This window comes from Pseudomonas sp. V88_4 (assembly GCF_029967985.1).
In the GTDB taxonomy this organism is placed as follows: domain Bacteria; phylum Pseudomonadota; class Gammaproteobacteria; order Pseudomonadales; family Pseudomonadaceae; genus Aquipseudomonas; species Aquipseudomonas glycinae.
Map to the genome: position 1 here is coordinate 153,645 of NZ_JASCAF010000046.1, position 26,688 is coordinate 180,332.

A 26,688-nucleotide genomic window follows, 5' to 3' on the forward strand; every position below is an offset into this window, starting at 1 on the left:
CCGATTGCCCCTTTATTGCGAGGCAACCTTTTCAATCAACGCTTCTGGGTCAGGGCGCGACGTTCGAATTCGACGATGCGCTGACGGTAGTGCTCGATGGTCTGCGCGGTCAGGACGCTGCGCTGATCATCTTTCAATTCACCGTTCAGTTCCTGGGACAGCTTGCGGGCTGCGGCGACCATCACGTCGAAGGCCTGCTTCGGATGACGCGGGCCTGGCAGACCGAGGAAGAAGCTCACCGCCGGGGTGCTGAAATGGTCGATGTCGTCCAGATCGAAGATGCCCGGCTTAACCGCATTGGCCATGGAGAACAGCACTTCACCGTTGCCGGCCATGCTTTCGTGACGGTGGAAAATATCCATCTCGCCAAAACGCAGACCGCTTTCCAGAATGTTCTGCAGCAGGGCCGGACCCTTGAAGCCGGCCGGGTCGCGGCAGATCACGCTGATCACCAGCACTTCTTCGGCTTGCGGCTGATCCTTGTCGGCCACTGCCGGCGACGACTTGGCGGCAGGCTCGACGAAATCATCGTCGCGGCTGCTGAAACTCGGGCCGCCGTCCAGATCCAGATCGAGGTTCAGGTCGCCCTGGGCCGGACCATTGCTGCCACGCTTGCCGCGCTTGGAACCGGATTCGCGAGGCTCGCGTGCTTCGCGGGCCGGCATGCTCACCGATGGCAGATCGTGTTCGTCCAGTTGCGGCTCTTTATGGGTATCCAGCACGCGGGCCGGGCCCAACAGCTCGGCGCTGGTGTCCTCGTCCGGCAGGTTGGACAGACTTCGGTCAAGACGGAATTTCAGTTTTCCCTTGCCGCCGCGCATACGGCGCCAGCCATCGAAAAGAATACCGGCTATCACAATGATGCCGATGACGATCAGCCACTCGCGCAGACCGATTTCCATGTAATCCCGTGCCTCTATAAAAAATGCTGAAAAATAAGGGGTTTACACTGTGCAAACCGCTTTAAAACGTGGCGCCAACTCTATGTTCTGACAGGCGTTTTGCCCACGTATACGAAAAATTGACATTAAACTAGCACGACCAAAGACAACTTTACACCGTCTGTCGAAATCGCCGCGCAAATTGTGTCGAATTGCCACTTTCATTCAAATAGCCCACCTGTCGTCAGCTTTGCGCAGCTCAGCTGCAAGTTGCGAGCTACAAGCCACAAGCTCTTCTCTTACAGCTCACAGCTTATCGCTCGAAGCTGCGCCGCTAGGCGTCCACCATCGCCATCGCCTCCTCGACATCCACGGCTACCAGTCGCGAACAACCCGGCTCGTGCATCGTCACGCCCATCAACTGGTCAGCCATTTCCATGGCGATCTTGTTGTGGGTGATATAGATGAACTGCACGGTCTGCGACATCTCTTTGACCAATCGTGCGTAGCGTCCAACGTTAGCGTCATCCAGTGGTGCGTCAACTTCATCGAGCATGCAGAACGGCGCCGGATTCAATTTGAAGATCGCAAAAACCAGTGCCAGCGCGGTCAGGGCCTTCTCGCCACCGGAGAGCAAATGGATGGTGCTGTTCTTCTTCCCGGGCGGTTGCGCCATGATCGTCACCCCTGTATCGAGTAGATCTTCGCCCGTCAGTTCCAAATACGCCCGCCCGCCACCGAAAACTTTCGGGAAAAGTGCCTGTAAACCGCCATTGATCTGATCAAAGGTATCTTTGAAACGGTTACGGGTTTCCTTGTCGATCTTGCGGATGACGTTTTCCAGGGTCTCCAGGGCTTCGACCAGATCGGCGTCCTGGGCATCCAGATAACGTTTACGCTCGGATTGTTGCTGGTATTCGTCGATCGCCGCGAGGTTGATCGCGCCCAGGCGCTGAATGCGCGCGGCGATGCGTTCAAGCTCTTCCTCGGCAGCCTTCTCGCTGGCCTCGGCGGTCAGGGTGTTGAGCACACCGTGCAGATCGTAGCCGTCTTCCAGCAGTTGATCCTGCAGAGCCTTGCGGCGCACGGTCAGGGCTTGCCATTCCATGCGTTGCTGCTCGAGCTGACCACGGATCAATTGCGATTGCTGCTCGGCCTGGGTCCGGCGTTTTTCCGCGTCGCGCAGTTCGCGGTCAGCGTCTTCCAGAGCGATCTGCGCGGTCTTGAGTTCATCGTCGACGCTCATGCGCTTATCGAGCAACTCTTCGAGCTTGAGGCGCAGCTCTTCCAGCGGCGCCTCGCCCTCCTCCAGATTCAGACTGAGCTGTTCACGTTTTTCGGTAAGGCGCTCGGCCTGCATTTCCAGACGTTCAAGGGCCTGACGAGTCGAATCATGCTGCGCACGCAGCGAACCCAGACGCACGGCCAATTGGTGGGCGTGATCCTTGTGCTGGCGCGCTTCCTGACGCACGCGATCCAGACGTTCGCGCAAACTGTCGCGCTGGGCCAGCAGCAATTCGCGCTGCTCGGTGTCGAGGGCCATGGCGTCGAGGGCGTTCTGCAACTGGATCCGCGCTTCACCGATGTTTTCGTGTTCCAGTTCGCGCTGCTCGGCGAGTTCGACCAGCTCTTCGTCGAGGCGGGTGCGACGCAGGTTCAACTGCTCGGCCTTGGCTTTACCGGCGGACAGCTGAGCTTTCAATTCGCCTTGCTGACGAGCTTCGTCTTGCAGCAAGCGACGTAGATGTTCGCGACCGTTTTCCTGCTGACGCTGTTGCGCGCGCAGGGTTTGCAGACGGGTTTCCATGGCCTCGACCGTGGCTTCGCGCTCTTCGCGTTCCGCATGCAGCGATTCGATTTCCTGGCCGCGCGCAAGCATGCCGCTTTCGGCTTCACTGGCGCGGCGCACCCGCAGAAAGTGCCGGCCAACCCAGTAACCGTCACGACTGATCATGCTCTGCCCGGCAGCCAGTTGGCCGCGCAGGGCCAGTGCCTGTTCAAGGCTGTCGACCGGCTTGACCTGAGCGAGCCAGGGCGACAGATCGACCTGCGCCTCGACCTTGTCCAGCAGACTTCCGGCCACGCGCACGCCATCGTTGCCGGGGCTGAGCAAACGCAGATCGCCCTGCTCGAAACCGGACAGATCGAAGCCGTCGAAATCATCCACCAGCACCGCTTGCAGGTCGGCGCCGAGCACGGTTTCCACCGCCAGCTCCCAACCGGCCTCGACCTTCAGGCCTTCGGCCAGACGCGGGCGCTCGGCGAGGTTGTGTTCCTTCAGCCACTCGGCAGTGCCGGTGCCCGGATCGAGCGCGGCTTGCTGCAAGGCTTCCAGCGATGCGAGGCGGCCATTGAGGCGCTGCAAATCGCCCTGTGCCTGCTGCTGCGCAGTGAGCGCCTGCTGCAACTCCTGACGCAGTTGCTCAAGTTTTTCGACCTGGGCTGCTTCGCTGGTCTGCAAATCTTCAAGGGTGGCTTCGGACTCGGCGAGCTGTTCGCTGAGCTCCATGATCGCCGCGTCTTCCGGATCGGCCGACAGCAGCGCCCGCTCTTCACCCAGACGCTTTTGCCGATCGGCCAGACGCTCCATGCTGGTTTCCAGCTGCTGGATCCGCGACTGTTGCACTTCGGCCTGACGGCGGGGTTCGGCGGCAGTCAGGTTGAAAGCGTCCCACTGCTCCTGCCAGCCGTGCATGACGGCTTCGGAATCTTCCAGCGCCGCGGCGGCTTCTTCGGCGGCGGCGTTGGTGATTTCCTGCTCGGGAGTCAGTTGATCGAGTTCTTCGCCAAGGGTCAGCAGCAAGGTGCGGTCGTGGCCCAGGTGCGATTCGGTTTCCAGGCGCGCGCGCTCGGCTTCTTTCAGGTCGTCCTGCAATTGGCGCAAACGCTGCTGGCCGTGCTGGATGCTCTGCTCGACCCGGGCGATGTCGCCGCCGACCGAATAGAAGCGCCCCTGCACCAGATTGAAGCGCTCTGACAGGTCATGGTGACCGTCGCGCAGGCGTTCAATGGCGGCGTCGGCGTTGCGTTGCTCGGCGACCAGCGCTTCGAAGCTGATTTCCTGGTTGCCGATAATCGACTCACGCTGACCGACCTGATCGTTCAGATCCTGCCAGCGCAGGGCCGACAATTGCGCCTTGAGCTGGCGTTCTTCGGCCTTGTATTCCTGATACTTCTTGGCGGCCTCGGCCTGCCGGTGCAGGCGTTCGAGCTGGCGCTCGAGCTCTTCGCGCAAGTCGGTCAGGCGGGCAAGGTTTTCGTGGGTGCGGCGGATGCGGTTTTCGGTTTCGCGCCGGCGCTCCTTGTACTTGGAGATGCCGGCGGCTTCTTCGATGAAATTACGCAGGTCTTCGGGTTTGGACTCGATCAGCTTGGAGATCATCCCCTGCTCGATGATCGAGTAGCTGCGCGGGCCGAGGCCGGTGCCGAGGAAGATGTCGGTGATGTCGCGACGACGGCATTTGGCGCCGTTGAGGTAATAAGTGGTCTGGCTGTCGCGGGTCACTTTGCGCCGGATCGAAATTTCCGCATACGCCGCCCACTCGCCCAGCAGCGTGCCGTCGGAGTTGTCGAACACCAGCTCGATGCTCGCCTGGCTCACCGGTTTGCGACTGGTCGAGCCGTTGAAGATGACGTCGGTCATCGACTCGCCGCGCAGGTTCTTGGCCGAGCTTTCGCCCATTACCCAGCGCACGGCGTCGATGATGTTCGACTTGCCGCAACCGTTCGGCCCTACGACCGCCGCCATGTTGCTGGGGAAGTTCACCGTGGTCGGATCGACGAAGGATTTGAACCCCGCCAGCTTGATGCACTTGAGCCGCAAGGTCAGGCAACCGTCAGCGCGGACACCACCAGATCGCAGCTGCGCTGGGCGTAAGCCGTCAGCACGATGCGGATCTGCGGCAGGTCACGGGCGAGGACGGCGGCGAGCAGGCGTTCGAACAGTTCGAGGAACTCGCTCATCTCGGCCTTGCGCTGTTCCAGCGCGAGGAAGTACGCACGGCTCATGGCCGGTTGCAGGTTCTCGACGGTTTCCTGCAGGTACGGGTTGTTGGCGAACGGGTACGCGGCGCGCATCACGTTGAAGCTGTCGTCGACGAAGGTGCGGATGTCCTGACGCTCGTAGCTGGCGGTCAGGCGCTGCTGGATCTGCACGAACGGCGCCATGTCGGCCTGCGTCTGCCAGCCATTGGCCACGGCGTTGCCGAGCAGGATGTACAACTCGCTCATCAACGTGCACAGGCTCTGCACCTTGTGCGCCGTCAGTTCGGTGACGTGGGCGCCTCGGCGCGGCAGGATCGCGATCAGGTGACGGCGCTCGAGGATCAGCAAGGCTTCGCGGACAGAGCCGCGGCTGACGTTCAGCGCCAGCGTGACCTTTTGTTCCTGGATGCGCTCTCCCGGCTTCATTTCGCCGCGAATGATCCGTTCGGCGAGGTGGTGAGCGATTTGCTCGGCGAGGCTGTCCGGCGCCTTGAACGTCATGGTTGTCCTTCAAACTCTTCGATCTGCACAAGCGGCGCAGTGTAGCGCAATGCGCGGTCATGGCGGAGTGCCCGCACAGCGGTTTTTGGCACGAATCCCGCAAAAAAGCGCTTGATCCAATGAGGGTCAATACTGAAGAGACACGTGGTTGAGCGACAAAACGGTTTTTCCTGACCTTTAAGTCAGAAAACCATTGACCGAAAAGTCAGACCTGCTAAATTCGGCTCAAGTCGCTCAACAACAATAATGAGTCTGCGAGGCCTTCCGTGATCCAGTTTTTACTTAACCAGGAACTCCGTAGCGAGCACGCCCTGGACCCGAACCTGACTGTGCTCAACTACCTGCGTGAACACGTGGGTAAATCCGGCACCAAAGAAGGCTGCGCCAGCGGTGACTGCGGCGCCTGTACGGTGGTGGTCGGCGAGTTGCAGACGGATGACGATGGCCGCGAGCACATTCGCTATCGCAGCCTCAACTCGTGCCTGACGTTCGTTTCGTCGCTGCATGGCAAACAACTCATCAGCGTCGAAGACCTCAAGCACAAGGGCGAACTGCACAGCGTGCAGAAAGCCATGGTCGAGTGCCACGGTTCGCAGTGCGGTTTCTGCACCCCCGGCTTCGTGATGTCACTGTTCGCCCTGCAAAAGAACAGTGATGCACCGGATCAGGCCAAGGCCCACGAAGCACTGGCCGGCAACCTCTGCCGCTGCACCGGCTACCGGCCGATCCTGGCCGCCGCCGAGCAATCCTGCTGCAGCAAGCAACCGGACCAGTTCGACGCCCGGGAAGCGGAAACCATCTCCCGCCTCAAAGCCATTGCCCCGACGTCCATAGGCGAACTCAACAGCGGCGACAAACGCTGCCTGGTGCCACTGACCGTGGCCGATCTGGCCGACCTCTACGACGCCTATCCACAGGCCCGGCTGCTGGCCGGCGGCACCGATCTGGCGCTGGAAGTCACGCAGTTCCACCGCACCCTGCCGGTGATGATCTACGTCGGCAACGTCGCCGAAATGAAGCGCATCGAGCACTTCGAGGATCGCATTGAAATCGGCGCCGCCACCGCCCTCTCCGACTGCTACGAAGCGCTGAACGCCGAGTACCCGGACTTCGGCGAACTGCTGCACCGCTTCGCCTCCCTGCAGATCCGCAACCAGGGCACTTTGGGCGGCAACATCGGCAACGCCTCGCCGATCGGTGACTCGCCACCCCTGCTGATCGCCCTCGGCGCGCAGATCGTGCTGTGCAAGGGCGAGACCCGCCGCACGCTGGCACTCGAGGATTACTTCATCGATTACCGGGTCACCGCGCGCCAGGAAAGCGAGTTCATCGAGAAAATCATCGTGCCTCGCGCCACGGCCGATCAGCGCTTCCGCGCCTACAAAGTCTCCAAGCGTCTGGACGACGACATCTCCGCCGTCTGCGCCGCGTTCAACCTGCGGGTCGAGAACGGCGTGATCACCGACGCCCGCGTCGCCTTCGGCGGCATGGCCGCGATCCCGAAACGCGCCGCTCATTGTGAAGCCGTGCTGCTCGGTCAGCCGTTCAACAACGCAGTGGTCGAACGTGCCTGCACCGCGCTGGGCGAGGATTTCACCCCGCTCTCGGACTTCCGCGCCAGCAAGGAATATCGCCTGCTCAGCGCGCAGAACCTGCTGCGCAAATACTTCATCGAACTGCAAACACCGCACATCGAGACTCGGGTGACCGCTTATGTCTAACCATCACGGCGTAGAGAAAACGCAAGCTGAACTGGCTGAACTGTTCGCCAGGGACCTGACCACCGGTGTCGGCCGCAGCGTCAAGCACGACAGCGCCGCCAAGCATGTGTCCGGTGAAGCGCAGTACATCGATGACCGTCTGGAATTCCCCAACCAGTTGCACGTTTACGCGCGGTTGTCGGATCGCGCCCACGCGAAAATCATCAGCATCGACACCCAGCCCTGCTACGCCTTCGAAGGCGTGCGCATCGCCATCACCCACGAAGACGTGCCGGGCCTGAAAGACATCGGCCCGCTGCTGCCGGGCGATCCGCTGCTGGCCATCGATGACGTGCAGTTCGTCGGTCAGCCGGTGCTGGCCGTGGCCGCAAAGGACCTGGAAACCGCACGCAAGGCCGCCATGGCCGCGATCATCGAATACGAAGATCTGGAGCCGGTGCTCGACGTGGTCGAAGCCCTGCGCAAACGCCACTTCGTGCTCGACAGCCACACCCATCAACGCGGCGATTCAGCCAATGCGTTGGCCACGGCTGAACATCGCATTCAAGGCACGCTGCACATCGGCGGCCAGGAACACTTCTATCTGGAGACCCAGATCTCCTCGGTGATGCCGACCGAAGACGGCGGCATGATGGTCTACTGCTCGACCCAGAACCCCACCGAAGTGCAGAAACTGGTGGCTGAAGTCCTCGACGTGTCGATGAACAAGATCGTGGTCGACATGCGCCGCATGGGCGGTGGTTTCGGCGGCAAGGAAACTCAGGCCGCGAGCCCGGCGTGTCTGTGTGCGGTGATCGCGCACCTCACCGGCCAGCCGACCAAGATGCGCCTGCCGCGTGTCGAAGACATGCTGATGACCGGCAAGCGTCACCCGTTCTACGTCGAGTACGACGTCGGCTTCGACAGCACCGGACGCCTGCACGGCATCGCGATGGATCTGGCCGGTAACTGCGGCTGCTCGCCTGACCTGTCGGCCTCGATTGTCGACCGGGCGATGTTCCACTCGGACAACTCGTACTACCTGGGCGATGCGACCATCAACGGCCACCGCTGCAAAACCAACACCGCGTCGAACACCGCGTACCGTGGCTTCGGCGGCCCGCAAGGAATGGTCGCGATCGAAGAAGTGATGGACGCCATCGCCCGTCACCTCAACCTCGATCCGCTGGCCGTGCGCAAGGCCAACTATTACGGCAAGACCGAGCGCAACGTCACCCATTACTACCAGACCGTCGAGCACAACATGCTCGAAGAGATGACCGCCGAGCTGGAAGAAAGCAGCCAGTACGCCGAGCGCCGCGAAGCGATCCGTCGCTACAACGCCAACAGCCCGATCCTAAAAAAAGGCCTGGCGCTGACCCCGGTGAAATTCGGTATTTCCTTCACTGCCAGCTTCCTCAATCAGGCCGGTGCACTGGTGCACGTCTACACCGACGGCAGCATCCACCTGAACCACGGCGGTACTGAAATGGGCCAGGGCCTGAACACCAAAGTCGCGCAAGTCGTGGCCGAAGTGTTCCAGGTCGAAATGGACCGCGTGCAGATCACTGCGACCAACACCGACAAGGTGCCGAACACCTCGCCGACCGCGGCCTCCAGCGGTGCCGACCTCAACGGCAAAGCGGCGCAGAACGCTGCCGAGACAATCAAGCAGCGGCTGGTCGAATTCGCTGCGCGGCACTACAAGGTCAGCGAAGAGGACGTGGAATTCCACAACGGCCACGTGCGCGTTCGTGACCATATCCTGACCTTCGAAGCGCTGATCCAGCTGGCGTATTTCAATCAGGTGTCGCTGTCGAGCACCGGGTTCTACAAGACCCCGAAAATCTACTACGACCGCAGCCAGGCCCGTGGTCGGCCGTTCTACTACTTCGCCTTCGGCGCGGCGTGCTGCGAAGTGATCGTCGACACCCTGACCGGCGAATACAAAATGCTGCGTACCGACATCCTCCACGACGTCGGCGCCTCGCTGAACCCGGCCATCGACATTGGCCAGGTCGAGGGCGGTTTCGTTCAGGGCATGGGCTGGCTGACCATGGAAGAACTGGTGTGGAACAACAAGGGCAAGCTGATGACCAACGGCCCGGCCAGCTACAAGATACCGGCCGTGGCAGACATGCCGCTGGACCTGCGGGTGAAACTGGTGGAAAACCGCAAGAACCCGGAAGACACGGTGTTCCACTCCAAGGCTGTGGGCGAGCCGCCGTTCATGCTCGGCATCGCCGCGTGGTGCGCAATCAAGGATGCGGTGGCCAGCCTCGGCGACTACAAGCATCAGCCGAAGATCGACGCACCGGCGACCCCGGAGCGGGTGTTGTGGGGTTGCGAGCAGATGCGCCAGCTCAAGGCGGTGAAAGCCGTCGAAGCTGAAACCGAGTTGGCTCCGCTCTAAGGACCGAGGCGCGGCCATCGCGGGCAAGCCCGCTCCCACAGGGTTTTGTGGTGATTACCCGATAGGTGTCACACCGCAAATCCTGTGGGAGCTGGCTTGCCAGCGATGAGGCCCGAACAGACAACGACAGATGTCGAGGTGAACATGTACAACTGGATCGACGCCCTCGCCGACCTGCAGAACCAGGGCGAACCCTGCGTTCTGGTGACGATCATCGAAGAGCTCGGCTCGACGCCGCGCAATGCCGGCTCGAAGATGGTCGTCAGCGCCCGCCAGACGTTCGACACCATCGGTGGCGGGCACCTGGAGTACAAAGCCATGCAGATCGCCCGCGACATGCTCGCAAGCGGCAGGCAGGACACGCATCTGGAGCGCTTCAGCCTCGGCGCCAGTCTGGGCCAGTGCTGCGGCGGCGCCACGGTGCTGCTGTTCGAACCGATGGGCCAGGTGCAGGCGCAGATCGCCGTGTTCGGCGCCGGTCATGTCGGCCGCGCGCTGGTACCCTTGCTCGCCAGCCTGCCCTGCCGGGTGCGCTGGATCGATTCCCGGGAAGAAGAATTCCCCGAACAGATTCCCCACGGCGTGCGCGAGATCGTCGCCGAGGAACCGGTGGATGAAATCGACGACCTGCCCGCCGGCAGCTACTGCATCGTCATGACCCACAACCATCAGCTGGATCTGGAACTCACCGCCGCGATCCTCAAGCGCAACGACTTCACCTGGTTCGGCCTGATCGGCTCGAAGACCAAGCGGGCCAAGTTCGAACATCGCCTGCGTGACCGTGGCTTCGACGCCAGCGTCGTGCAACGCATGCGCTGCCCGATGGGCATCGGCGAAGTCAAAGGCAAGTTGCCTGTGGAAATCGCCATCTCCATCGCCGGCGAAATCATCGCCACCTATAACGCCAATTTCGGCCAGCACACCGCCAGCGCCGAACCGATTGCCAAACTGCTGCCGGTTTCACGCCGCAGTCAGGCCGCCACACTCAAAGCCTCAAACTGATTAGAGAACCCTCATGCCTCTGACTCGCAAAGCCTACCGCGCCGCCATCCTGCACAGCATCGCCGACCCTGCCGAGGTCGGCATCGAAGCCTCCTACGAGTATTTCGAGGACGGCCTGCTAGTGGTCGATGGCGGCAAGATCAGCGCCCTCGGCCACGCCAGCGAGCTGCTGCCGACGCTGCCGGCGGACATCGAGATCACCCATCACAAGGATGCGCTGATCACCCCGGGCTTCATCGACACCCACATCCACCTGCCGCAGACCGGCATGGTCGGCGCCTATGGTGAGCAACTGCTGGACTGGCTGAACACCTACACCTTCCCGTGCGAAAGCCAGTTCGCCGACAAGGCCCACGCCGATGAAGTGGCGGACATCTTCATCAAGGAACTGCTGCGCAACGGCACCACCACCGCGCTGGTGTTCGGCAGCGTGCACCCGCAGTCAGTGAACTCGTTCTTCGAAGCGGCCGAGAAGCTGGATCTGCGCATGATCGCCGGCAAGGTGATGATGGACCGCAACGCGCCGGACTACCTGACCGACACTCCGGAGTCGAGCTACGTCGACAGCAAGGCGCTGATCGAGCGCTGGCACGGCAAGGGCCGTCTGCACTATGCGGTCACCCCGCGTTTCGCCCCGACCAGCACCCCGGAGCAGCTGACGCTCGCCGGCCAGTTGCTCAGCGAATACCCGGATCTGTACATGCAGACCCACATCAGCGAAAACCTCAAGGAAGTCGAGTGGGTCAAGGCGCTGTTCCCGGAGCGCAAGGGCTATCTGGACGTCTACGATCACTACCAATTGCTCGGCGAGCGCTCGGTGTTCGCCCACGGCGTGCACCTGTGCGACGACGAATGCGCGCGCCTGGCGCAGACCGGTTCGGCAGTCGCGTTCTGCCCGACCTCGAACTTCTTCCTCGGCAGCGGCCTGTTCAACCTGCCAATGGCCGAGAAGCACAAACTGAACGTTGGCCTCGGGACTGACGTCGGCGGCGGCACCAGTTTTTCGCTGCTGCAAACCCTGAACGAAGCCTACAAGGTGATGCAGCTGCAAGGTGCGCGCCTGAGCCCGTTCAAGTCGCTGTACCTCGCCACCCTCGGTGGTGCACGAGCGCTGCGTCTGGAAGACAAGATCGGCAACCTGCAACCGGGCTCCGACGCCGACTTCCTGGTGCTGGACTACAACGCCACCCCGCTGCTGAGCTACCGCTTGAAGCAGGCCAACAACATTGCCGAAACGCTGTTCGTACTGATGACCCTGGGCGATGACCGCACTGTGGCCCAGACTTACGCGGCGGGTGCGCTGGTGCACCAGCGCTAGTTTTCTGCGGACAAAAAAATCCCCCGGTGGTGTTCACCCCGGGGGATTTTTATTGCCTGTCTGGTTGCTATCGCTGGGAAGCCAGCTCCCACAAAGTTTTGTGGAGATTACAAAATCTGCGACACACCGAGAAAACTGTGGGAGCTGGCTTGCCAGCGATTGGGGCCAACTCGATCTGACTTAGAGCTTGGCCGCCGGCCGCCCCGGCTTCTTGGTCTGCAACAGATGCGAGAACACTGCATGCAGATCGTCCGAAGCACTTTCCTCGTCAAGGTTGAGCTTGCTGTCGATGTGGTCCATGTGATGCATCATCAGATCCACCGCCAGCTCGCCGTTGCGCGCTTCGATGGCATCGATCAACTGAGTGTGCTCGTCGTAGGAACAGTGCGAACGGTTGCCGCTTTCATATTGGGCAATGATCAGCGAGGTCTGCGAAACCAGGCTGCGTTGGAAACTGATCAACGGCGCGTTCTTCGCCGCTTCGGCCAGTTTCAAGTGAAATTCGCCGGAGAGACGGATGCCGGCGCCGCGATCGCCACGGGAGAAGCTGTCGCGTTCGTCGTTGACCATCTGGCGCAATTCGGCGATCTGCTCGGCGGTGGCGTGCTGCACCGCCAGTTCAGTGATCGCGCGTTCCACCAGACGCCGGGCGAGGAACACCTGACGCGCTTCTTCGACGCTCGGGCTGGCCACTACCGCGCCACGGTTCGGCCGCAACAGCACCACGCCTTCATGGGCCAGACGCGATAGCGCACGGCGAATGATGGTCCGGCTGACCCCGAAAATTTCCCCCAGCGCTTCTTCGCTCAACTTGGTGCCGGGCGCCAGGCGTTGTTCGAGGATGGCCTCGAAGATATGCGCATAGACAATATCGTCCTGGGTTCCGCTGCGGCCGGCTTTGCCTGCTCGCGGTTGTTTCTTGAGGGGTTGCAACTGTTCGTTCATGGGCACTCGAGTCGGGAAGAACGGCGGCGAATTGACCGTGACTGTAATACGGCACAGTGGGTCGCTGGCAAGTATCGCGTAAAAAACAGCGCGATTGTACACAATGGAAGGTGGCAACACGACTGTACGGCTGTTTGTGGCTACGGCTGTATTGCAACGCTCCGTTACGTTTGAGTTTAGGCTTAAACCCGAAATCCGTGGCTTGAACAAGGAACACCGCTGTCATGAACGAAATCACCCACACCCGACTGCGCCCGCTGGCGGACACATCGCCCTCCGCCATCGTTGCCGGGTTCATCGCGATGATGACCGGCTACACCAGTTCGCTGGTGCTGATGTTCCAGGCCGGGCAGGCGGCCGGCCTGACCACCGGGCAGATTTCGTCGTGGATCTGGGCGATTTCCATCGGCATGGCGGTGTGTTCGATCGGGCTGTCGCTGCGTTATCGCACGCCGATCACCATTGCCTGGTCGACGCCCGGCGCGGCGCTGTTGATCACCAGCCTTGGCGGTGTCTCCTACGGCGAAGCCATCGGCGCCTACATCACCTGCGCGGTGCTGGTCACGATCTGCGGCTTGACCGGCAGCTTCGAACGGCTGGTGAAAAAGATCCCGGCCTCCCTCGCCGCCGCGTTGCTGGCGGGGATTCTGTTCAAGATCGGCAGCGAAATCTTTGTCGCCGCACAACACCGTACCGGCCTGGTGTTGGGGATGTTCTTCACTTATCTCATCGTCAAACGCCTGTCGCCACGCTATGCGGTGCTCGCCGCGCTGCTGATCGGCACTGCGTTGTCGGGCTTCATGGGGTTGCTGGATTTCAGCGGCTTTCATCTGGAAGTGGCAACCCCGGTCTGGACCACGCCGCACTTCTCCCTGGCTGCGACCATCAGCATCGGCATTCCGCTGTTCGTGGTAGCGATGACCTCGCAAAACATGCCCGGCATCGCCGTGTTGCGCGCCGATGGCTACAACGTGCCGGCCTCGCCGCTGATCACTGCCACCGGCATCGCGTCCTTGCTGCTGGCGCCGTTCGGTTCCCACGGCATCAACCTGGCCGCCATCAGCGCGGCGATCTGCACCGGGCCCCATGCCCATGAGGATCGCAACAAACGCTACACCGCTGCGGTGTGGTGCGGGATTTTCTACGGGATTGCCGGGGTGTTCGGCGCCACGCTGGCGGCGCTGTTTGCCGCGCTGCCCAAGGAACTGGTGCTGTCGATTGCTGCCTTGGCCCTGTTCGGCTCGATCATCAATGGCTTGAGCATCGCCATGACCGAAGTCAAGGAACGGGAAGCGGCGCTGATCACCTTCATGGTCACGGCGTCGGGGCTGACGCTGTTTTCCATCGGTTCGGCGTTCTGGGGGATTGTCGCGGGGGTGCTGACCTTGCTGATCCTCAACTGGCGCAAGGCCTGAAGCCTCGTTAAAAAACAGGCATAAAAAAACGGCGACCCTCAGGTCGCCGTTTTTTTCAGTATCACTTGGCCGCGTTGATCGGCTTTTCCGGATACCAGACGTCCAGCAGCGGGCTGATTTCAGTAGAAGTCAGCTCGGAGCGGGTTTTCAGCCAGGCTTCAACAGCAGCGCGCTGCTCTTCGGTGACCGAGCCACGCTTCTGCAGGCAAACCAGACCGAAGTCTTCGCCGCCGACATAGCCCAGACCGTTGGCTTCCATGGCTTCTTTGATGAATGCTTCGAGGAAAGCGTCAATGGCTTCTTCGGACAGGTCTTCTTTGAAGCCCAGGTTCAGTTCGAAACCCAGCTCTTGAAATTCATCGACGCACAGTTTTTTGCGCAGACGCTGGGAACGGTTAGTCGCCATTGGAACAATCCTCTTAAGTAATTACGGCCGGCACTTTACCAGTTTAAGCCGGCGATTGCCCGCCTATCCGGGACGTGCGTGCGACCGCCTGTAAAAAAATAACGAATTGGCGCCCTTGCGAAAGGCCCAAGCTGTTGCACCTTGGGGCATAATGCCGACACTTTCATGACCACTGAGGGCCTTTTCATCCATGTCCTCGTCTTTTTTCCCCTCGGCTGTAGGGTTTTATTTCATATGATCAAATCGTTGCGTCCTCTGCTCCTGGCCGGTCTCCTTCTGCCGCTGGCCTTGCCCGTCTCCGCTGCCACCATCAACACCGCCCTGACCCCCAACGTCGAAAAAGCCCTCAAGGCCAGCAAGCTGCAACCCACTGCCCTGTCACTGGTGATGGTGCCGCTGGACGGCCCGGGCACGCCGACCGTGTACAACGCCGACGTGTCGGTCAACCCGGCCTCGACCATGAAGCTGGTCACCACCTACGCAGCGCTGGAAATGCTCGGCCCCAATCATCAGTGGAAAACCGAGTTCTACACCGACGGCGACCTGAACGGCGGGATCCTCAACGGCAACCTCTACCTCAAGGGCGGCGGCGATCCGAAGCTGAACATGGAAAAGCTCTGGCTGCTGATGCGCGACCTGCGTGCCAACGGCGTGACCCAGGTCACCGGTGATCTGGTGCTCGACCGCAGCTTCTTCGTGCAGCCGCAACTGCCGGAATTCAACGATGACGGCAACGACGAGAACAAGCCGTTCCTGGTCAAGCCGGATTCGCTGCTGGTCAACCTCAAGGCCCTGCGTTTCGTGGCCCGCAACGACAATGGCCGGGTGTTGATCTCGGTCGAACCGCCGATTGCCAGCATCAACATCGAAAACACTGTCAAAGCGCTCAACTCCAAACAATGCACCGGCGGCGTGCGCTACAACCCGGTGCCGCAGGCCGATGGCAGCGTGACCGTGACCGTGGCCGGCCAGTTGGGCGAAGGCTGCAGCTCGCAGACTTACCTGTCGCTGCTCGACCACGCGACCTACACCGCCGGCGCCGTGCGGGCGATCTGGAAAGAATTGGGCGGCAGCATCCAGGGCAAGGATCGTCTGGCCCCGACGCCGAGCAGCGCGAAAGTGCTGGCCCGTGCGTTCTCGCCGGATCTGGCGGAAATCATCCGCGACATCAATAAATACAGTAACAACACCATGGCTCAGCAGCTGTTCCTGAGCCTGGGCCAGAAATTCCGCAACGACGCCGACGGCGATGACGCCAAGGCCGCGCAACGCGTGGTGCGTCAGTGGCTGGCGAAGAAAGGCATCACCGCGCCGCATCTGGTGATGGAGAACGGTTCCGGTCTGTCGCGTTCCGAGCGGGTCAGCGCCCGGGAAATGGCCAACATGCTGCAAGCGGCCTGGCACAGCCCCTACGCCGCCGAATACATCAGTTCACTGCCGATCGCGGGCACCGACGGCACCATGCGCAAACGCCTGAAAACCACTGCGATGCGCGGCGAAGCCCACGTCAAGACCGGCACGCTGAACACCGTACGGGCAATCGCCGGCTTCAGCCGCGACGTCAACGGCAACACCTGGGCGGTGGTGGCGATCCTCAACGACAAGGCCCCGTTCGGCGCGTCGTCGGTGCTGGATCAGGTACTGCTGGATCTCTATAAACAGCCGCGGACGCCGCAGACTGCTTCGGTTCTGTAAGCCGCCACAAAACACTGTGGGAGCGAGCTTGCTCGCGAAGGGGCCATCAAAGTCGCCATCTTCATCGACTGAATGGACGCCTTCGCGAGCAAGCCCGCTCCCACAGGGGTTCAGCGGCTGACCGACTCAGTTAATCTGTCGCTCGACCCGATCCCGGCCGCCCTGCTTCGCCGCGTACACCCCGGAATCCGCCCGCAGCAACAGCGCATCCGCGCCCTCACCCGGTCGCCAGCTGGCAATCCCGAAACTGGCCGTCACCACCCCCACCACGTCGATCGGTGCACTGCGCAGGCTGTGCCATAACTCTTCGGCCAGCATGTGCGCGTGATCGCCGTCGATGTCCGGGCACAACACCATGAACTCTTCGCCACCCAAGCGGCAGAACACGTCAGTACGCCGCAGCCGGTGACCGATGCGCTCGCAAACCGCCTGCAACACGCGGTCACCTACCGCGTGACCGTACTGATCGTTGATCCGCTTGAAGTGGTCGATGTCGAGCATGATCACCGACAACTCGCCTCCGCCGCGCTCGACCCGGGCCATTTCGGTGGTCAGGCGCTCCTGGAAATAGCGCCGGTTGTGAATGCCGGTCAGGGAATCGGTCACCGACAGCGCGCGCAGCTCTTCTTCCACCCGTTTCAGGTCGGAAATATCCGAAATATAGCCATGCCACAGCACCCCGCCGCCCGGCAGTTCCTCCGGCGTCGCCTCGCCGCGAACCCAGCGCAGGCCACGCTCGGGCAACTGCACGCGGTACTCCTCACGCCATGGGCTGAGATTGTCCGCCGAAGCACGGATCGACTTGCGCACGCGGCTGACGTCCTGCGGGTGGATACGGGTGAAGATCGCTTCGGCGTTGAGCAGCAGCACGTCCGGCTCCAGCTCATAGATCTCGCGGATACCGTCGCTGGCGTAAATCACGCTGAAGCGTCCGTCGAACTCCATCTTGAATTGATAGATCCCGCCGGGAACGTGGGCGCTGAGCTTCTTCAACAGGACGTCCCGTGCAGCCAGCGCTTCGTGCACGCGCTTGCGTTCGGTGATGTCGATACAGATCGCCAGATGCCCGACCCACAGGCCCTGCTCGTCCAGCACCGGGGTGGCCAACATGTTCACCGGCAGGTGGCTGCCATCCTTGCGTACCAGTGTCCATTCCCGCGCCTCGTGCCCGCCGACTTCGCCGCCCTCCACCAGCATCGCCTGACAGGTTGGAATCGCCTTGCCATAACGGGCGCTGAGTTCCGCCGCGCGGGCCACCAGCTCCCGGGGGAAGTGCAGGTTTTCCAGGGTCATGTGGCCGACCACTTCGTTGCTGTGATAACCGAGCATCTGCTCGGCACCGGGGTTGAAAGTGTTGATCACTCCGCGCAGGTCGGTGGCGATGATTGCCACCTGTGTTGCCGCGTTGAGCACACCGCGCAACTGGCCGTGGGTGCCACGCAGTTCCTGCTCGCGCTCATGCAGCTCCTGAGTGCGCAACTCGACCATGCGCAACGCGCGCTGACGCTGGCTGACCAGCACATAAAGCAGCGCGCTCAGCAGCAGACTGAGCAATCCGCCCAGCACCACCACGCTGCCAACCGACGAATGGTTGGCCTGCATGAACGCCTCGCTGGGCAGGATATCCACCTGATAGTCGTGATCGGCCATGCGCACCAGCCGGGTCGCCGACAGATCACTCTGCGCCGGTTCATTGGTCGATTCGAACAGCACTTCATGCTGATCGGTGGTGGACAGATCGAGGATGCGCACCGACAGATAGTCATGAAATGCATCCGGCAAGCCGTCTGCCAGCAGCTGACGCATGCTGATGACAGCCATCACGTAGCCGTATGATCTGAGCTCGCCTTCGCGCAACACCGGTGCCACCAGCAATACGCCGCGTGCGTATGCCGGCTCGATACCGACCAGATGCATCGGCTGCGAGACTGCCAGGCCACGAAGCTGGTCGGCACGCTCCAGGGTCGAGCGGCGCAACGGCTGAGCCAGCAAGTCGTAACCCAGCGGAGAACCGAGCCGGCTCTGGGTCTGGCTGTACACCACGACGACGTACTCATCGCGGGCCGAGGCCAGTTGCAGTTCGCCGCGCGCATTGAGTTCGCGCACGCTGAAGGTGCTCAGGCCCTCATCTCGCACGCGCTGCTCGAAAGCGGCACGTTCGGCACCGCTCACCCGCAAGGCAAACGAATAAGCCTGGGTGCGCAGCAATAGAGGATGGGTGTAACCGTCGAATTCGGCACGGGACACCGATTCGGAGTTGGCGAAGAACCGGCGCAGCCCATCGAGGCGTTGCTCCTGATCCTGAAAACGTTCTTCGATGCGGCTATAGCGTTCGTTGGCCAGCAGCTGAAAGCGTTGGCGCAACTGGCTGTGAAACTGGTTCAGAGTGCCCCAGGCGAGCAGCCCCGTAAGAATCCCGCCGGCGAGCAATACCAGCACCGCGACCAGCCAGGCCGAGACGTCTTCGCTGATAAAACCCAATATCTTCGGGCGCACGGGGTGCAACGACATAAAAGCCACTCACTACGTCAGCATCTGCGGGAAAAACCCCATCGGCCGTGTGTGAGTTATAGCTATTAGCCACTAATTTGGCTAGCTCTGAGCGGATCCAAGAGCCTTTAAAAATCAAGGCTCTGTGGATCCAATTTTGCAAAGCGTCAACGAGCCGTGATTTTCCAGGCGCGGTGGATCTTGCCGTTACGGGCGAAATCCGGGTCGATGGTGCTGGCGGTGATTTCCTCGACCGCGTAGCGCTCGGCCAGGTTGTCTTCGAGCTGGAACTTGCGGAAGTTGTTGGAGAAGTACAACACCCCGCCCGCCGCAAGACGGGCCATGGCCAGGTCGATCAACTGCACCTGATCACGCTGCACGTCGAAGATCCCTTCCATGCGCTTGGAGTTGGAGAAGGTCGGCGGATCGATGAAGATCAGGTCGTACTCTTCGCGGCAGTTTTCCAGCCACGCCATCACGTCGCCCTGCTCCAGGCGGTTCTTGTCGGAGAAACCGTTGAGCGACAGGTTGCGGCGCGCCCAGTCGAGGTAGGTTTTCGACAGGTCGACACTGGTGGTGCTGCGCGCGCCGCCCTTGGCTGCGTGGACGCTGGCGGTCGCGGTGTAGCAGAACAGGTTGAGGAAGCGCTTGCCGGCGGCCTCTTTCTGGATCCGCATGCGCATCGGCCGGTGATCGAGGAACAGCCCGGTGTCGAGGTAGTCGGTGAGGTTGACCAGCAACTTCACGCCGCCCTCGGTCACTTCATTGAACTTGCCCTGTGCCGCCTGACGCTCGTACTGCTTGGTGCCGCTCTGACGCTCGCGGCGCTTGACCACCACGCGGCTCTTGTCGATGTTCAGCGCCTGCGGAATGGCCGCCAGCGCATCGAACATGCGGATCGAAGCCTTTTCCGGGTCGATCGACTTCGGCGCGGCGTATTCCTGAACGTGCACCCAGTCGTGGTACAGGTCGATGGCCATGGCGTATTCCGGCATGTCCGCATCGTAGACGCGGTAGCAATCGATGCCTTCACGCTTGACCCACTTGCTCATGGCCTTGAGGTTCTTTTGCAGGCGGTTGGCAAACATCTGCCCGCCTTCGCTCAGGCGCGGTTGCTCGATCACTGGCGCCGGGGCCGGCGTCGGTTTGATCGGGTTGCCGTTCTTGTTGAACTTGCGCTCCTGCGGCTCGTTCGGCGTCTGGTCGTAAGCGGCTTGCTCGCGCTCGGCCTGACGTTGCTCGGGGGTGCGGCGCTCGCCGGTGACGAACTGATCCGGCAGGACTTTGATCAACAGCAGCTTGCACGGCAACGCGCCGTTCCAGAACGAATACTGCTTGTGGCTGCGGATGCCCATGCGCTTGCCCAGGTCTGGCGCGCCGGTGAACACCGCCGCTTCCCAGTTCAAACAGGCCTGACGCAGACGCTCGCCGAGGTTCTGGTAGAGGTACAACAGGCTGGCTTCATCGCCCAGACGCTCGCCGTACGGCGGGTTGCAGATGACCAGACCTTTCTGGTTCTGATCCGGACGCGGTTCGAACGTCGCCACTTCGCCCTGATAGATCTTGATCCACTCGCTCAGGCCGGCGCGTTCGACGTTGTTGCGGCCCGGCTGGATCAGGCGTGGGTCGGCTTCATAACCGCGAATCCACAGCGGCGGCTTGGCCAGACCGGCAGCAGCACGCTCGACGGCTTCTTCATGGAGTTTTTTCCACAACGCCGGCACGTGACCGAGCCAGGCGGTAAAGCCCCACTGTTCGCGACGCAGGTTCGGCGCCATGTCGGCGGCGATCATGCCGGCTTCGACCAGGAACGTACCGACACCGCACATCGGGTCAGCCAGCGCGCCACCTTCGGCGGCAATGCGCGGCCAGCCGGAACGGATCAGGATGGCGGCCGCGAGGTTTTCCTTCAGCGGCGCAGCGCCCTGCTGCAAGCGGTAACCGCGCTGGTGCAGGCTGTGGCCGGAGAGGTCGAGGGACAGAATCGCTTCGCCGCGATCCAGACGCAGGTGAATGCGCAGGTCCGGGTTGAGTTTGTCGATGCTCGGGCGGTCGCCCTGCGGGGTGCGCAGTTTGTCGACGATGGCATCCTTGACCTTCAGGGCGCCGAAGTGAGTGTTGTCGATGCCCGAACCATGACCGCTGAACTCCACGGCCAGGGTGCCATCGGCCAGCATGTGATCCTGCCAGTCGACGTCGAGTACGCCGTGGTACAGGTCTTCGGCGTTTTTCATCGGGAAGCGCTTGAGCACCAGCAGCACCCGGTTGGCCAGACGCGACCAGAGGCACAGGCGATAAGCGGTTTCCATGGTCGCCATGCCCCGCACGGCGGAGGTGTGTTCGCGGGCCTCTTCAAGGCCAAGCCCGACGGCTTCCTCGATGAGCAGGCCTTCAAGGCCTTTGGGGCAAGTGAGGAAGAGTTCGAAACGGTCGGACATGGTTTTTCCAGAGCCTTTGGCTGATGAACCGGCAACGCATTGCCGATCCGGTTTTCAATCAGGCGCTTTTCTACAAGAGCGCCCGCGTGGCACGAAGGTGTGCCGTTCCATCCCCGCTGCTCGGGTTAAAAGAGCTTAGATGCCGGGACAGAGAAAAAAGTTGAAGCAACAAAATGACTCAAAGCAACCCTTCGTCGAATAGTACCCCAGTGTAAACGTGGGTCATTCTCACTAAAGGATTAACCTCATCATCCAGCGCGGGGCCGATCATACCGGGGTTTGGCCAACAGACGCTGGATAAATACGCGGTTACTTATGGCCATAGCATCTTTTTCGTTACGTCCTTATGACAAAACGGTCATTCCATCGATGTGACTCATTGGTTAGAACTGGACACAGGTTGACGTCGCAACGGCGTCAACACCTTGGCTCGCCACGCCGGCAGCGAGCCGCCAACGGCAGAGTTTTTCTGCCAGACCTCAGTTGAGGTCGACGCGACAAAAACAGTCAACAAGTGAGGGAAACACCCTATGAGAAGACTTAAGCGTGATCCGTTGGAAAGAGCATTTTTGCGCGGATATCAATATGGCGTTGGTGGCAAATCCCGTGAGCTTTGCCCATTTACTCTACCGTCGGTACGTCAAGCCTGGATCAACGGCTGGCGAGAAGGACGCGGCGACAACTGGGACGGTATGACCGGCACTGCGGGAATCCACAGACTCAACGAACTTCACGCCGTCGGCTGACACAGGGCACTTATTGCGACACGACAATCTGATTTCGTAACAACCTGATCACCATGCACGTCCTTCCCGGACGGCGGGCTACGGCCCAGGGGCTCCTTCGAGGAGCCCTTTTTTATGCCTGTCTTTCAAGTCCGCAAATCAGCGCTTGGCGGCGATCGCGTCCACGGACTCGCGGATCAGCGCCGGGCCCTTGTAGATGAAGCCGGAGTAGATCTGCACCAGGCTCGCGCCGGCCGCGATTTTCTCGGCCGCATGCTTGCCTTCGGTGATACCGCCCGCCGCGATGATCGGCAGCTTGCCGCCCAGCTCGGATGCCAGCACTTTCACGGTATGGGTACTCTTTTCACGCACCGGCGCACCGGACAGACCGCCCGCCTCGTCACCGTGTTCCATACCTTCGACGCCCACGCGGCTGAGGGTGGTGTTGGTGGCGATCACCGCGTCCATCCCGGTTTCGATCAGCGCCTGGGCGACTTGCGCGGTTTCTTCGTCGGTCATGTCCGGCGCGATCTTGATCGCCAGCGGTACATGCTTGCCGTGGCGCAGGGCCAGTTCGGCGCGGCGTGTGGCCAGATCCGCCAGCAATTGCTTGAGCGAATCACCGAATTGCAGGCTGCGCAGGCCCGGGGTGTTCGGCGAACTGACGTTGACCGTGACGTAGCTGGCGTGGGCGTAGACCTTGTCCAGGCAGATCAGGTAGTCATCCACCGCGCGCTCGACCGGGGTGTCGAAGTTCTTGCCGATGTTGATGCCAAGCACGCCTTTGTATTTGGCCGCCGCCACCCGCGCCAGCAGGTTATCCACACCGAGGTTGTTGAAACCCATGCGATTGATGATCGCCTCGGCTTCCGGCAGGCGGAAAATCCGTGGTTTCGGGTTGCCCGGCTGCGGACGCGGGGTCACGGTGCCGATTTCGACAAAACCGAAACCCAGCTGGGCGAAGCCGTCGATGGCCGCGCCGTTCTTGTCCAGACCGGCCGCCAGACCCACAGGGTTCGGGAACTCCAGGCCCATGACGGTCACCGGCAGCGACGCCGGAGCCTTGCACAGCAAGCCGTTGAGGCCCAAACGCCCGCCCGCGCCGATCAGATCCAGCGACAGATCGTGGGAGGTTTCCGGGGAAAGTTTGAACAACAGCTGACGGGCCAGGGTGTACATGGGCGGCTATGACTCGGGCGGCGAAAAGAGGCGGCGATTATAGCCGGGCATCGCCCCGCCGCGCGAGGCGCACGGGTAAATCGGTGCGCATGGCATATGCCTTGCACCTTCCTCGGCATCAGCCTGCAGGCCAATGGTGGCGTGCAGGCAAGGACAATGGCGTCGTCTCTCGGTTTTGCGCGGGCAAAGCCTGGGACGACGTTTTTTTTGAGGGTGGCTTTCATGACTCAAACCTCCGCCGGGCCGCTGGCCTGGGTCAACGGCAGCGATGCCCCGGAAAAAAGCGCGATCAACCTGGGTTTCATGGCCCTGAGCGACTGCGCCTCGCTGGTGGTCGCGGCCACTCAAGGCTTTGCTCAGCCTTACGGCCTGACCCTGAACCTCAAGCGCCAGAGTTCCTGGGCCAACCTGCGGGACAATCTGGTCAGCGGCGAACTCGATGCCGCCCACAGCCTTTACGGCCTGATCTACGCGGTGCACCTGGGCATCGGTGGCGTCGCGCCGACCGACATGGCGGTGCTGATGGGTCTGAACCAGAACGGCCAGAGCCTCAACCTGTCCCACGGTTTGCAGGGCCTGGGCGTGACCGGTCCTGAAGCGCTGCACCACCATGTGCACCAAACCCGCGCAAAACTGACCTTCGCCCAGACTTTCCCGACCGGCACCCATGCCATGTGGCTGTATTACTGGCTGGCGAGCCAGGGCATTCATCCGTTGCAGGATGTCGACAGCGTGGTAGTGCCGCCACCGCAAATGGTCGCGCACTTGAAGGCCGGACGTATTGATGGCCTGTGCGTCGGCGAGCCGTGGGCGGCCAGCGCCGTGCAGCAGGATCTCGGTTTCACCTTGGCGACCAGCCAGACCATCTGGCCCGATCACCCGGAAAAAGTCCTCGGCTGCACCCGCGCCTTCGTCGAGCAATACCCCAATACCGCCCGTGCCTTAGTGATGGCGATCCTCGAAGCCAGCCGATTCATTGAAGAAAGCCCGGAAAACCGCCGCAGCACTGCGCAGTTGCTGAGCGCCCCGGAATACCTCGACGCTCCGGTGTCCTGCATCGAACCACGCTTTCTCGGCGACTACGACGATGGCCTGGGCAATCGCTGGCAGGACCCGCACGCCTTGCGCTTTCACGGCGATGGCGCGGTGAATCTGCCGTACCTCTCGGATGGCATGTGGTTCATGACCCAGTTCCGCCGTTGGGGTTTGCTGCGCGATGACCCGGATTACCTCGCCGTCGCCCGGCAGGTGCAACAACTGGAGATCTATCGCGACGCGGCGACAGCTGTGGGCGTCGCGGCCTGGGGCAAGGACATGCGCAGCAGCCAGTTGATCGACGGCAAGATCTGGGACGGCAGCGATCCGGCCGCCTACGCCCGGAGTTTCAAGCTCCACGCGCTGAGCGACAGCGCGCCCCTTCTCGCCCAACGCTGACAGGAGACCGCGAACATGTTGCGCATTCTGCTGATCAACGACACCGCGAAAAAAGTCGGACGCCTGAAAGCCGCGCTGACCGAGGCCGGTTTCGAGGTGATCGATGAGTCGGGCCTGACCATCGATCTGCCGGCGCGCGTCGAAACGGTGCGTCCGGACGTGATCCTGATCGATACCGAGTCACCGAGCCGCGATGTGATGGAGCAAGTGGTGCTGGTCAGCCGCGACCAGCCCCGGCCGATCGTGATGTTCACCGACGAACATGACCCCGGCGTGATGCGTCAGGCGATCAAGTCCGGGGTCAGTGCCTACATCGTCGAGGGCATTCACGCACAACGCTTGCAGCCGATTCTCGATGTGGCCATGGCCCGCTTCGAAAGCGACCAGGCCTTGCGCGCCCAGCTTCAGGCCCGCGACCAGCAACTGGCCGAGCGCAAGCGCATCGAACTGGCCAAAGGTCTGCTGATGAAAATGAAGGACTGCAACGAAGAAGAGGCCTACACCCTGATGCGCCGCCAGGCCATGAGCCGCCAGCAGAAACTGATTCAGGTGGCCGAACAGATCATCGCGATGAGCGAGTTGCTCGGCTGAAGTTTCGTGGAGCCTCTAAAGGCCCATCGCTGGCAAGCCAGCTCCCACAGGTTTCCTTGTCGTACACAGTGTCTGTGATTAATGCAGAACCTGTGGGAGCGGGCTTGCCCGCGATTGGCCGCAACGCGATTTCAGACTATTGGCACAAATCTCGCTAAGCAATCACCAAAGGTAACCAACGGCGGTTGCCCCACCTACGACAAAGACGTCGCTCACCCTCTTCGCCCCTTTCGGCGGTCCGGGTAGCGGCGTTTTTGCGTTTTGGCCCCACAGCCCGGGGCCGGTGGTGCGGCCGTGGCGGCGCCCCACTGTGCTGGTTCTGACTTCTTCTCGAGATTCTCTACCGCTGAGGTGCGCGATGAATAAAAGCTTCTGGAAATCCGGCCACACCCCGACCCTGTTCGCGGCCTTCCTGTATTTCGACCTGAGCTTCATGGTCTGGTACCTGCTCGGCCCGCTCGCAGTGCAGATCGCTGGCGACCTTCACCTGACTACCCAGCAGCGCGGTCTTGTGGTCGCCACGCCGATTCTGGCCGGAGCGGTATTGCGCTTTGCGATGGGCATGCTCGCCGATCGCCTGTCGCCGAAAACTGCCGGGCTGATCGGCCAGGTGATCGTGATCTGCGCGCTGTTCGGTGCCTGGAAACTGGGCATCCACAGTTACGAACAGGCCCTGCTGCTCGGTTTGTTCCTCGGTATGGCCGGCGCCTCGTTCGCCGTGGCCCTGCCCCTGGCCTCGCAGTGGTATCCGCCGGAGCATCAGGGCAAGGCGATGGGCATCGCCGGGGCCGGCAATTCCGGGACCGTGTTCGCGGCACTGATCGCCCCGGTGCTGGCGGCGGCGTTTGGCTGGAGCAATGTATTCGGGTTCGCCCTGATCCCGTTGATCCTGACCCTGGTGCTGTTCGCCTGGCTGGCGAAAAACGCGCCGGAGCGACCAAAAGCCAAAGCCATGGCCGACTACTTCAAGGCTTTGGGTGATCGCGACAGCTGGTGGTTCATGTTTTTCTACAGCGTCACCTTCGGCGGCTTCATCGGCCTGGCCAGCGCCCTGCCCGGCTACTTCAACGATCAATACGGCCTGAGCCCGGTGACCGCCGGTTACTACACCGCGGCCTGCGTGTTCGGTGGCAGCCTGATGCGTCCACTGGGCGGCGCGCTGGCTGATCGTTTCGGTGGGATTCGCACGCTTTTGGCGATGTACACGGTGGCCGCAGTTTGTATCGCAGCGGTCGGATTCAACCTGCCAAGTTCCTACGCGGCACTGGCGCTTTTCGTCTGCACCATGCTCGGTCTCGGCGCGGGTAATGGCGCGGTGTTCCAACTGGTACCGCAACGTTTCCGTCGCGAAATCGGCGTGATGACCGGGCTGATCGGCATGGCCGGCGGCATCGGCGGTTTTGCCCTGGCGGCAGGCATGGGCGCGATCAAACAGAGCACCGGCAGCTATCAACTGGCGCTGTGGTTGTTCGCCAGCCTTGGCGTGTTGGCCTGGTTCGGTCTGCACGGGGTCAAACGTCGCTGGAGAACCACTTGGGGTTCGGCGGCCGTGACCGCTGCCCGGGTCTGAG

At 61.7% G+C, this 26,688-nt stretch carries 18 protein-coding genes; 10 read left to right on the forward strand and 8 right to left on the reverse strand.

What is annotated here, in order from left to right; genetic code table 11:
- Positions 1-35: 35 nt before the first annotated feature.
- The 3 genes from zipA to QLG12_RS25420 all read right to left on the reverse strand — a co-directional run bounded on the left by zipA (position 36) and on the right by QLG12_RS25420 (position 5,366).
- Positions 36-902: a cell division protein ZipA gene (gene zipA, locus QLG12_RS25410; RefSeq protein ID WP_064378762.1), complete on the reverse strand. Its 867-nt coding sequence runs from the start codon at positions 900-902 to the stop codon at positions 36-38.
- Positions 903-1,215: 313 nt separating this feature from the next.
- Complete coding sequence (gene smc, locus QLG12_RS25415) at positions 1,216-4,704, reverse strand: chromosome segregation protein SMC (protein WP_197869503.1); 3,489 nt, start codon at positions 4,702-4,704, stop codon at positions 1,216-1,218.
- Between the two features lie 2 nt (positions 4,705-4,706).
- The gene (locus QLG12_RS25420) at positions 4,707-5,366 is read right to left on the reverse strand and encodes a GntR family transcriptional regulator (protein ID WP_011333269.1); all 660 of its coding nucleotides are present in this window, start codon (positions 5,364-5,366) and stop codon (positions 4,707-4,709) included.
- A gap of 266 nt (positions 5,367-5,632) precedes the next feature.
- On the opposite strand from QLG12_RS25420, the gene xdhA reads away from it, so the two are divergent.
- The 4 genes from xdhA to guaD all read left to right on the forward strand — a co-directional run bounded on the left by xdhA (position 5,633) and on the right by guaD (position 11,799).
- A complete protein-coding gene (gene xdhA, locus QLG12_RS25425; protein ID WP_197869504.1) occupies positions 5,633-7,087 on the forward strand; it encodes a xanthine dehydrogenase small subunit in 1,455 nt (484 codons plus the stop codon).
- Positions 7,080-9,479, forward strand: a complete 2,400-nt coding sequence (gene xdhB / locus QLG12_RS25430) for a xanthine dehydrogenase molybdopterin binding subunit (RefSeq protein WP_282475423.1) — start codon at positions 7,080-7,082, stop codon at positions 9,477-9,479. Before xdhA ends, xdhB begins: the two co-directional genes overlap by 8 nt.
- Positions 9,480-9,623: 144 nt before the next feature.
- Entirely contained in the window at positions 9,624-10,481 is an 858-nt protein-coding gene (gene xdhC, locus QLG12_RS25435; RefSeq protein WP_197869506.1) for a xanthine dehydrogenase accessory protein XdhC, read from the forward strand.
- A gap of 13 nt (positions 10,482-10,494) precedes the next feature.
- A complete protein-coding gene (gene guaD, locus QLG12_RS25440) occupies positions 10,495-11,799 on the forward strand; it encodes a guanine deaminase (RefSeq protein WP_197869507.1) in 1,305 nt (434 codons plus the stop codon).
- Between the two features lie 180 nt (positions 11,800-11,979).
- On the opposite strand, the gene QLG12_RS25445 is transcribed toward guaD, so the two are convergent.
- Entirely contained in the window at positions 11,980-12,744 is a 765-nt protein-coding gene (locus QLG12_RS25445) for a GntR family transcriptional regulator (protein ID WP_064378756.1), read from the reverse strand.
- A 224-nt stretch (positions 12,745-12,968) separates the two neighbouring features.
- Between QLG12_RS25445 and QLG12_RS25450 the strand changes: the two genes are divergently transcribed.
- Positions 12,969-14,159, forward strand: a complete 1,191-nt coding sequence (locus QLG12_RS25450) for a benzoate/H(+) symporter BenE family transporter (RefSeq protein ID WP_282475424.1) — start codon at positions 12,969-12,971, stop codon at positions 14,157-14,159.
- Between the two features lie 61 nt (positions 14,160-14,220).
- Here QLG12_RS25450 and QLG12_RS25455 read toward each other — a convergent pair whose 3' ends face one another.
- Complete coding sequence (locus tag QLG12_RS25455; protein ID WP_282475425.1) at positions 14,221-14,565, reverse strand: YggL family protein; 345 nt, start codon at positions 14,563-14,565, stop codon at positions 14,221-14,223.
- A gap of 234 nt (positions 14,566-14,799) precedes the next feature.
- Between QLG12_RS25455 and dacB the strand changes: the two genes are divergently transcribed.
- Positions 14,800-16,260 carry a D-alanyl-D-alanine carboxypeptidase/D-alanyl-D-alanine-endopeptidase gene (gene dacB, locus QLG12_RS25460; RefSeq protein WP_039770010.1) on the forward strand — a complete coding sequence of 487 codons (1,461 nt, stop codon included), beginning with the start codon at positions 14,800-14,802 and terminating at the stop codon, positions 16,258-16,260.
- A 126-nt stretch (positions 16,261-16,386) separates the two neighbouring features.
- Here dacB and QLG12_RS25465 read toward each other — a convergent pair whose 3' ends face one another.
- Both QLG12_RS25465 and rlmKL read right to left on the reverse strand, forming a co-directional pair.
- Positions 16,387-18,771: a diguanylate cyclase gene (locus QLG12_RS25465; RefSeq protein WP_282475426.1), complete on the reverse strand. Its 2,385-nt coding sequence runs from the start codon at positions 18,769-18,771 to the stop codon at positions 16,387-16,389.
- 146 nt (positions 18,772-18,917) lie between these two features.
- Positions 18,918-21,188, reverse strand: a complete 2,271-nt coding sequence (gene rlmKL / locus QLG12_RS25470) for a bifunctional 23S rRNA (guanine(2069)-N(7))-methyltransferase RlmK/23S rRNA (guanine(2445)-N(2))-methyltransferase RlmL (protein ID WP_282475427.1) — start codon at positions 21,186-21,188, stop codon at positions 18,918-18,920.
- Positions 21,189-21,718: 530 nt separating this feature from the next.
- Between rlmKL and QLG12_RS25475 the strand changes: the two genes are divergently transcribed.
- Positions 21,719-21,934: a ribosome modulation factor gene (locus QLG12_RS25475; protein ID WP_003223300.1), complete on the forward strand. Its 216-nt coding sequence runs from the start codon at positions 21,719-21,721 to the stop codon at positions 21,932-21,934.
- 138 nt (positions 21,935-22,072) lie between these two features.
- Here QLG12_RS25475 and QLG12_RS25480 read toward each other — a convergent pair whose 3' ends face one another.
- On the reverse strand, positions 22,073-23,092 hold the full coding sequence (locus QLG12_RS25480) for a quinone-dependent dihydroorotate dehydrogenase (RefSeq protein ID WP_085609036.1): 1,020 nt from the start codon (positions 23,090-23,092) through the stop codon (positions 22,073-22,075).
- A 222-nt stretch (positions 23,093-23,314) separates the two neighbouring features.
- On the opposite strand from QLG12_RS25480, the gene QLG12_RS25485 reads away from it, so the two are divergent.
- The 3 genes from QLG12_RS25485 (at position 23,315) to QLG12_RS25495 (ending at position 26,687) form a co-directional block, all read left to right on the forward strand.
- Positions 23,315-24,526: a CmpA/NrtA family ABC transporter substrate-binding protein gene (locus QLG12_RS25485; RefSeq protein ID WP_282475428.1), complete on the forward strand. Its 1,212-nt coding sequence runs from the start codon at positions 23,315-23,317 to the stop codon at positions 24,524-24,526.
- 15 nt (positions 24,527-24,541) lie between these two features.
- Positions 24,542-25,117: an ANTAR domain-containing protein gene (locus tag QLG12_RS25490; RefSeq protein ID WP_007916390.1), complete on the forward strand. Its 576-nt coding sequence runs from the start codon at positions 24,542-24,544 to the stop codon at positions 25,115-25,117.
- 358 nt (positions 25,118-25,475) lie between these two features.
- A complete protein-coding gene (locus tag QLG12_RS25495) occupies positions 25,476-26,687 on the forward strand; it encodes a nitrate/nitrite transporter (protein WP_064378752.1) in 1,212 nt (403 codons plus the stop codon).
- The last annotated feature ends 1 nt before the right edge of the window (position 26,688 follow it).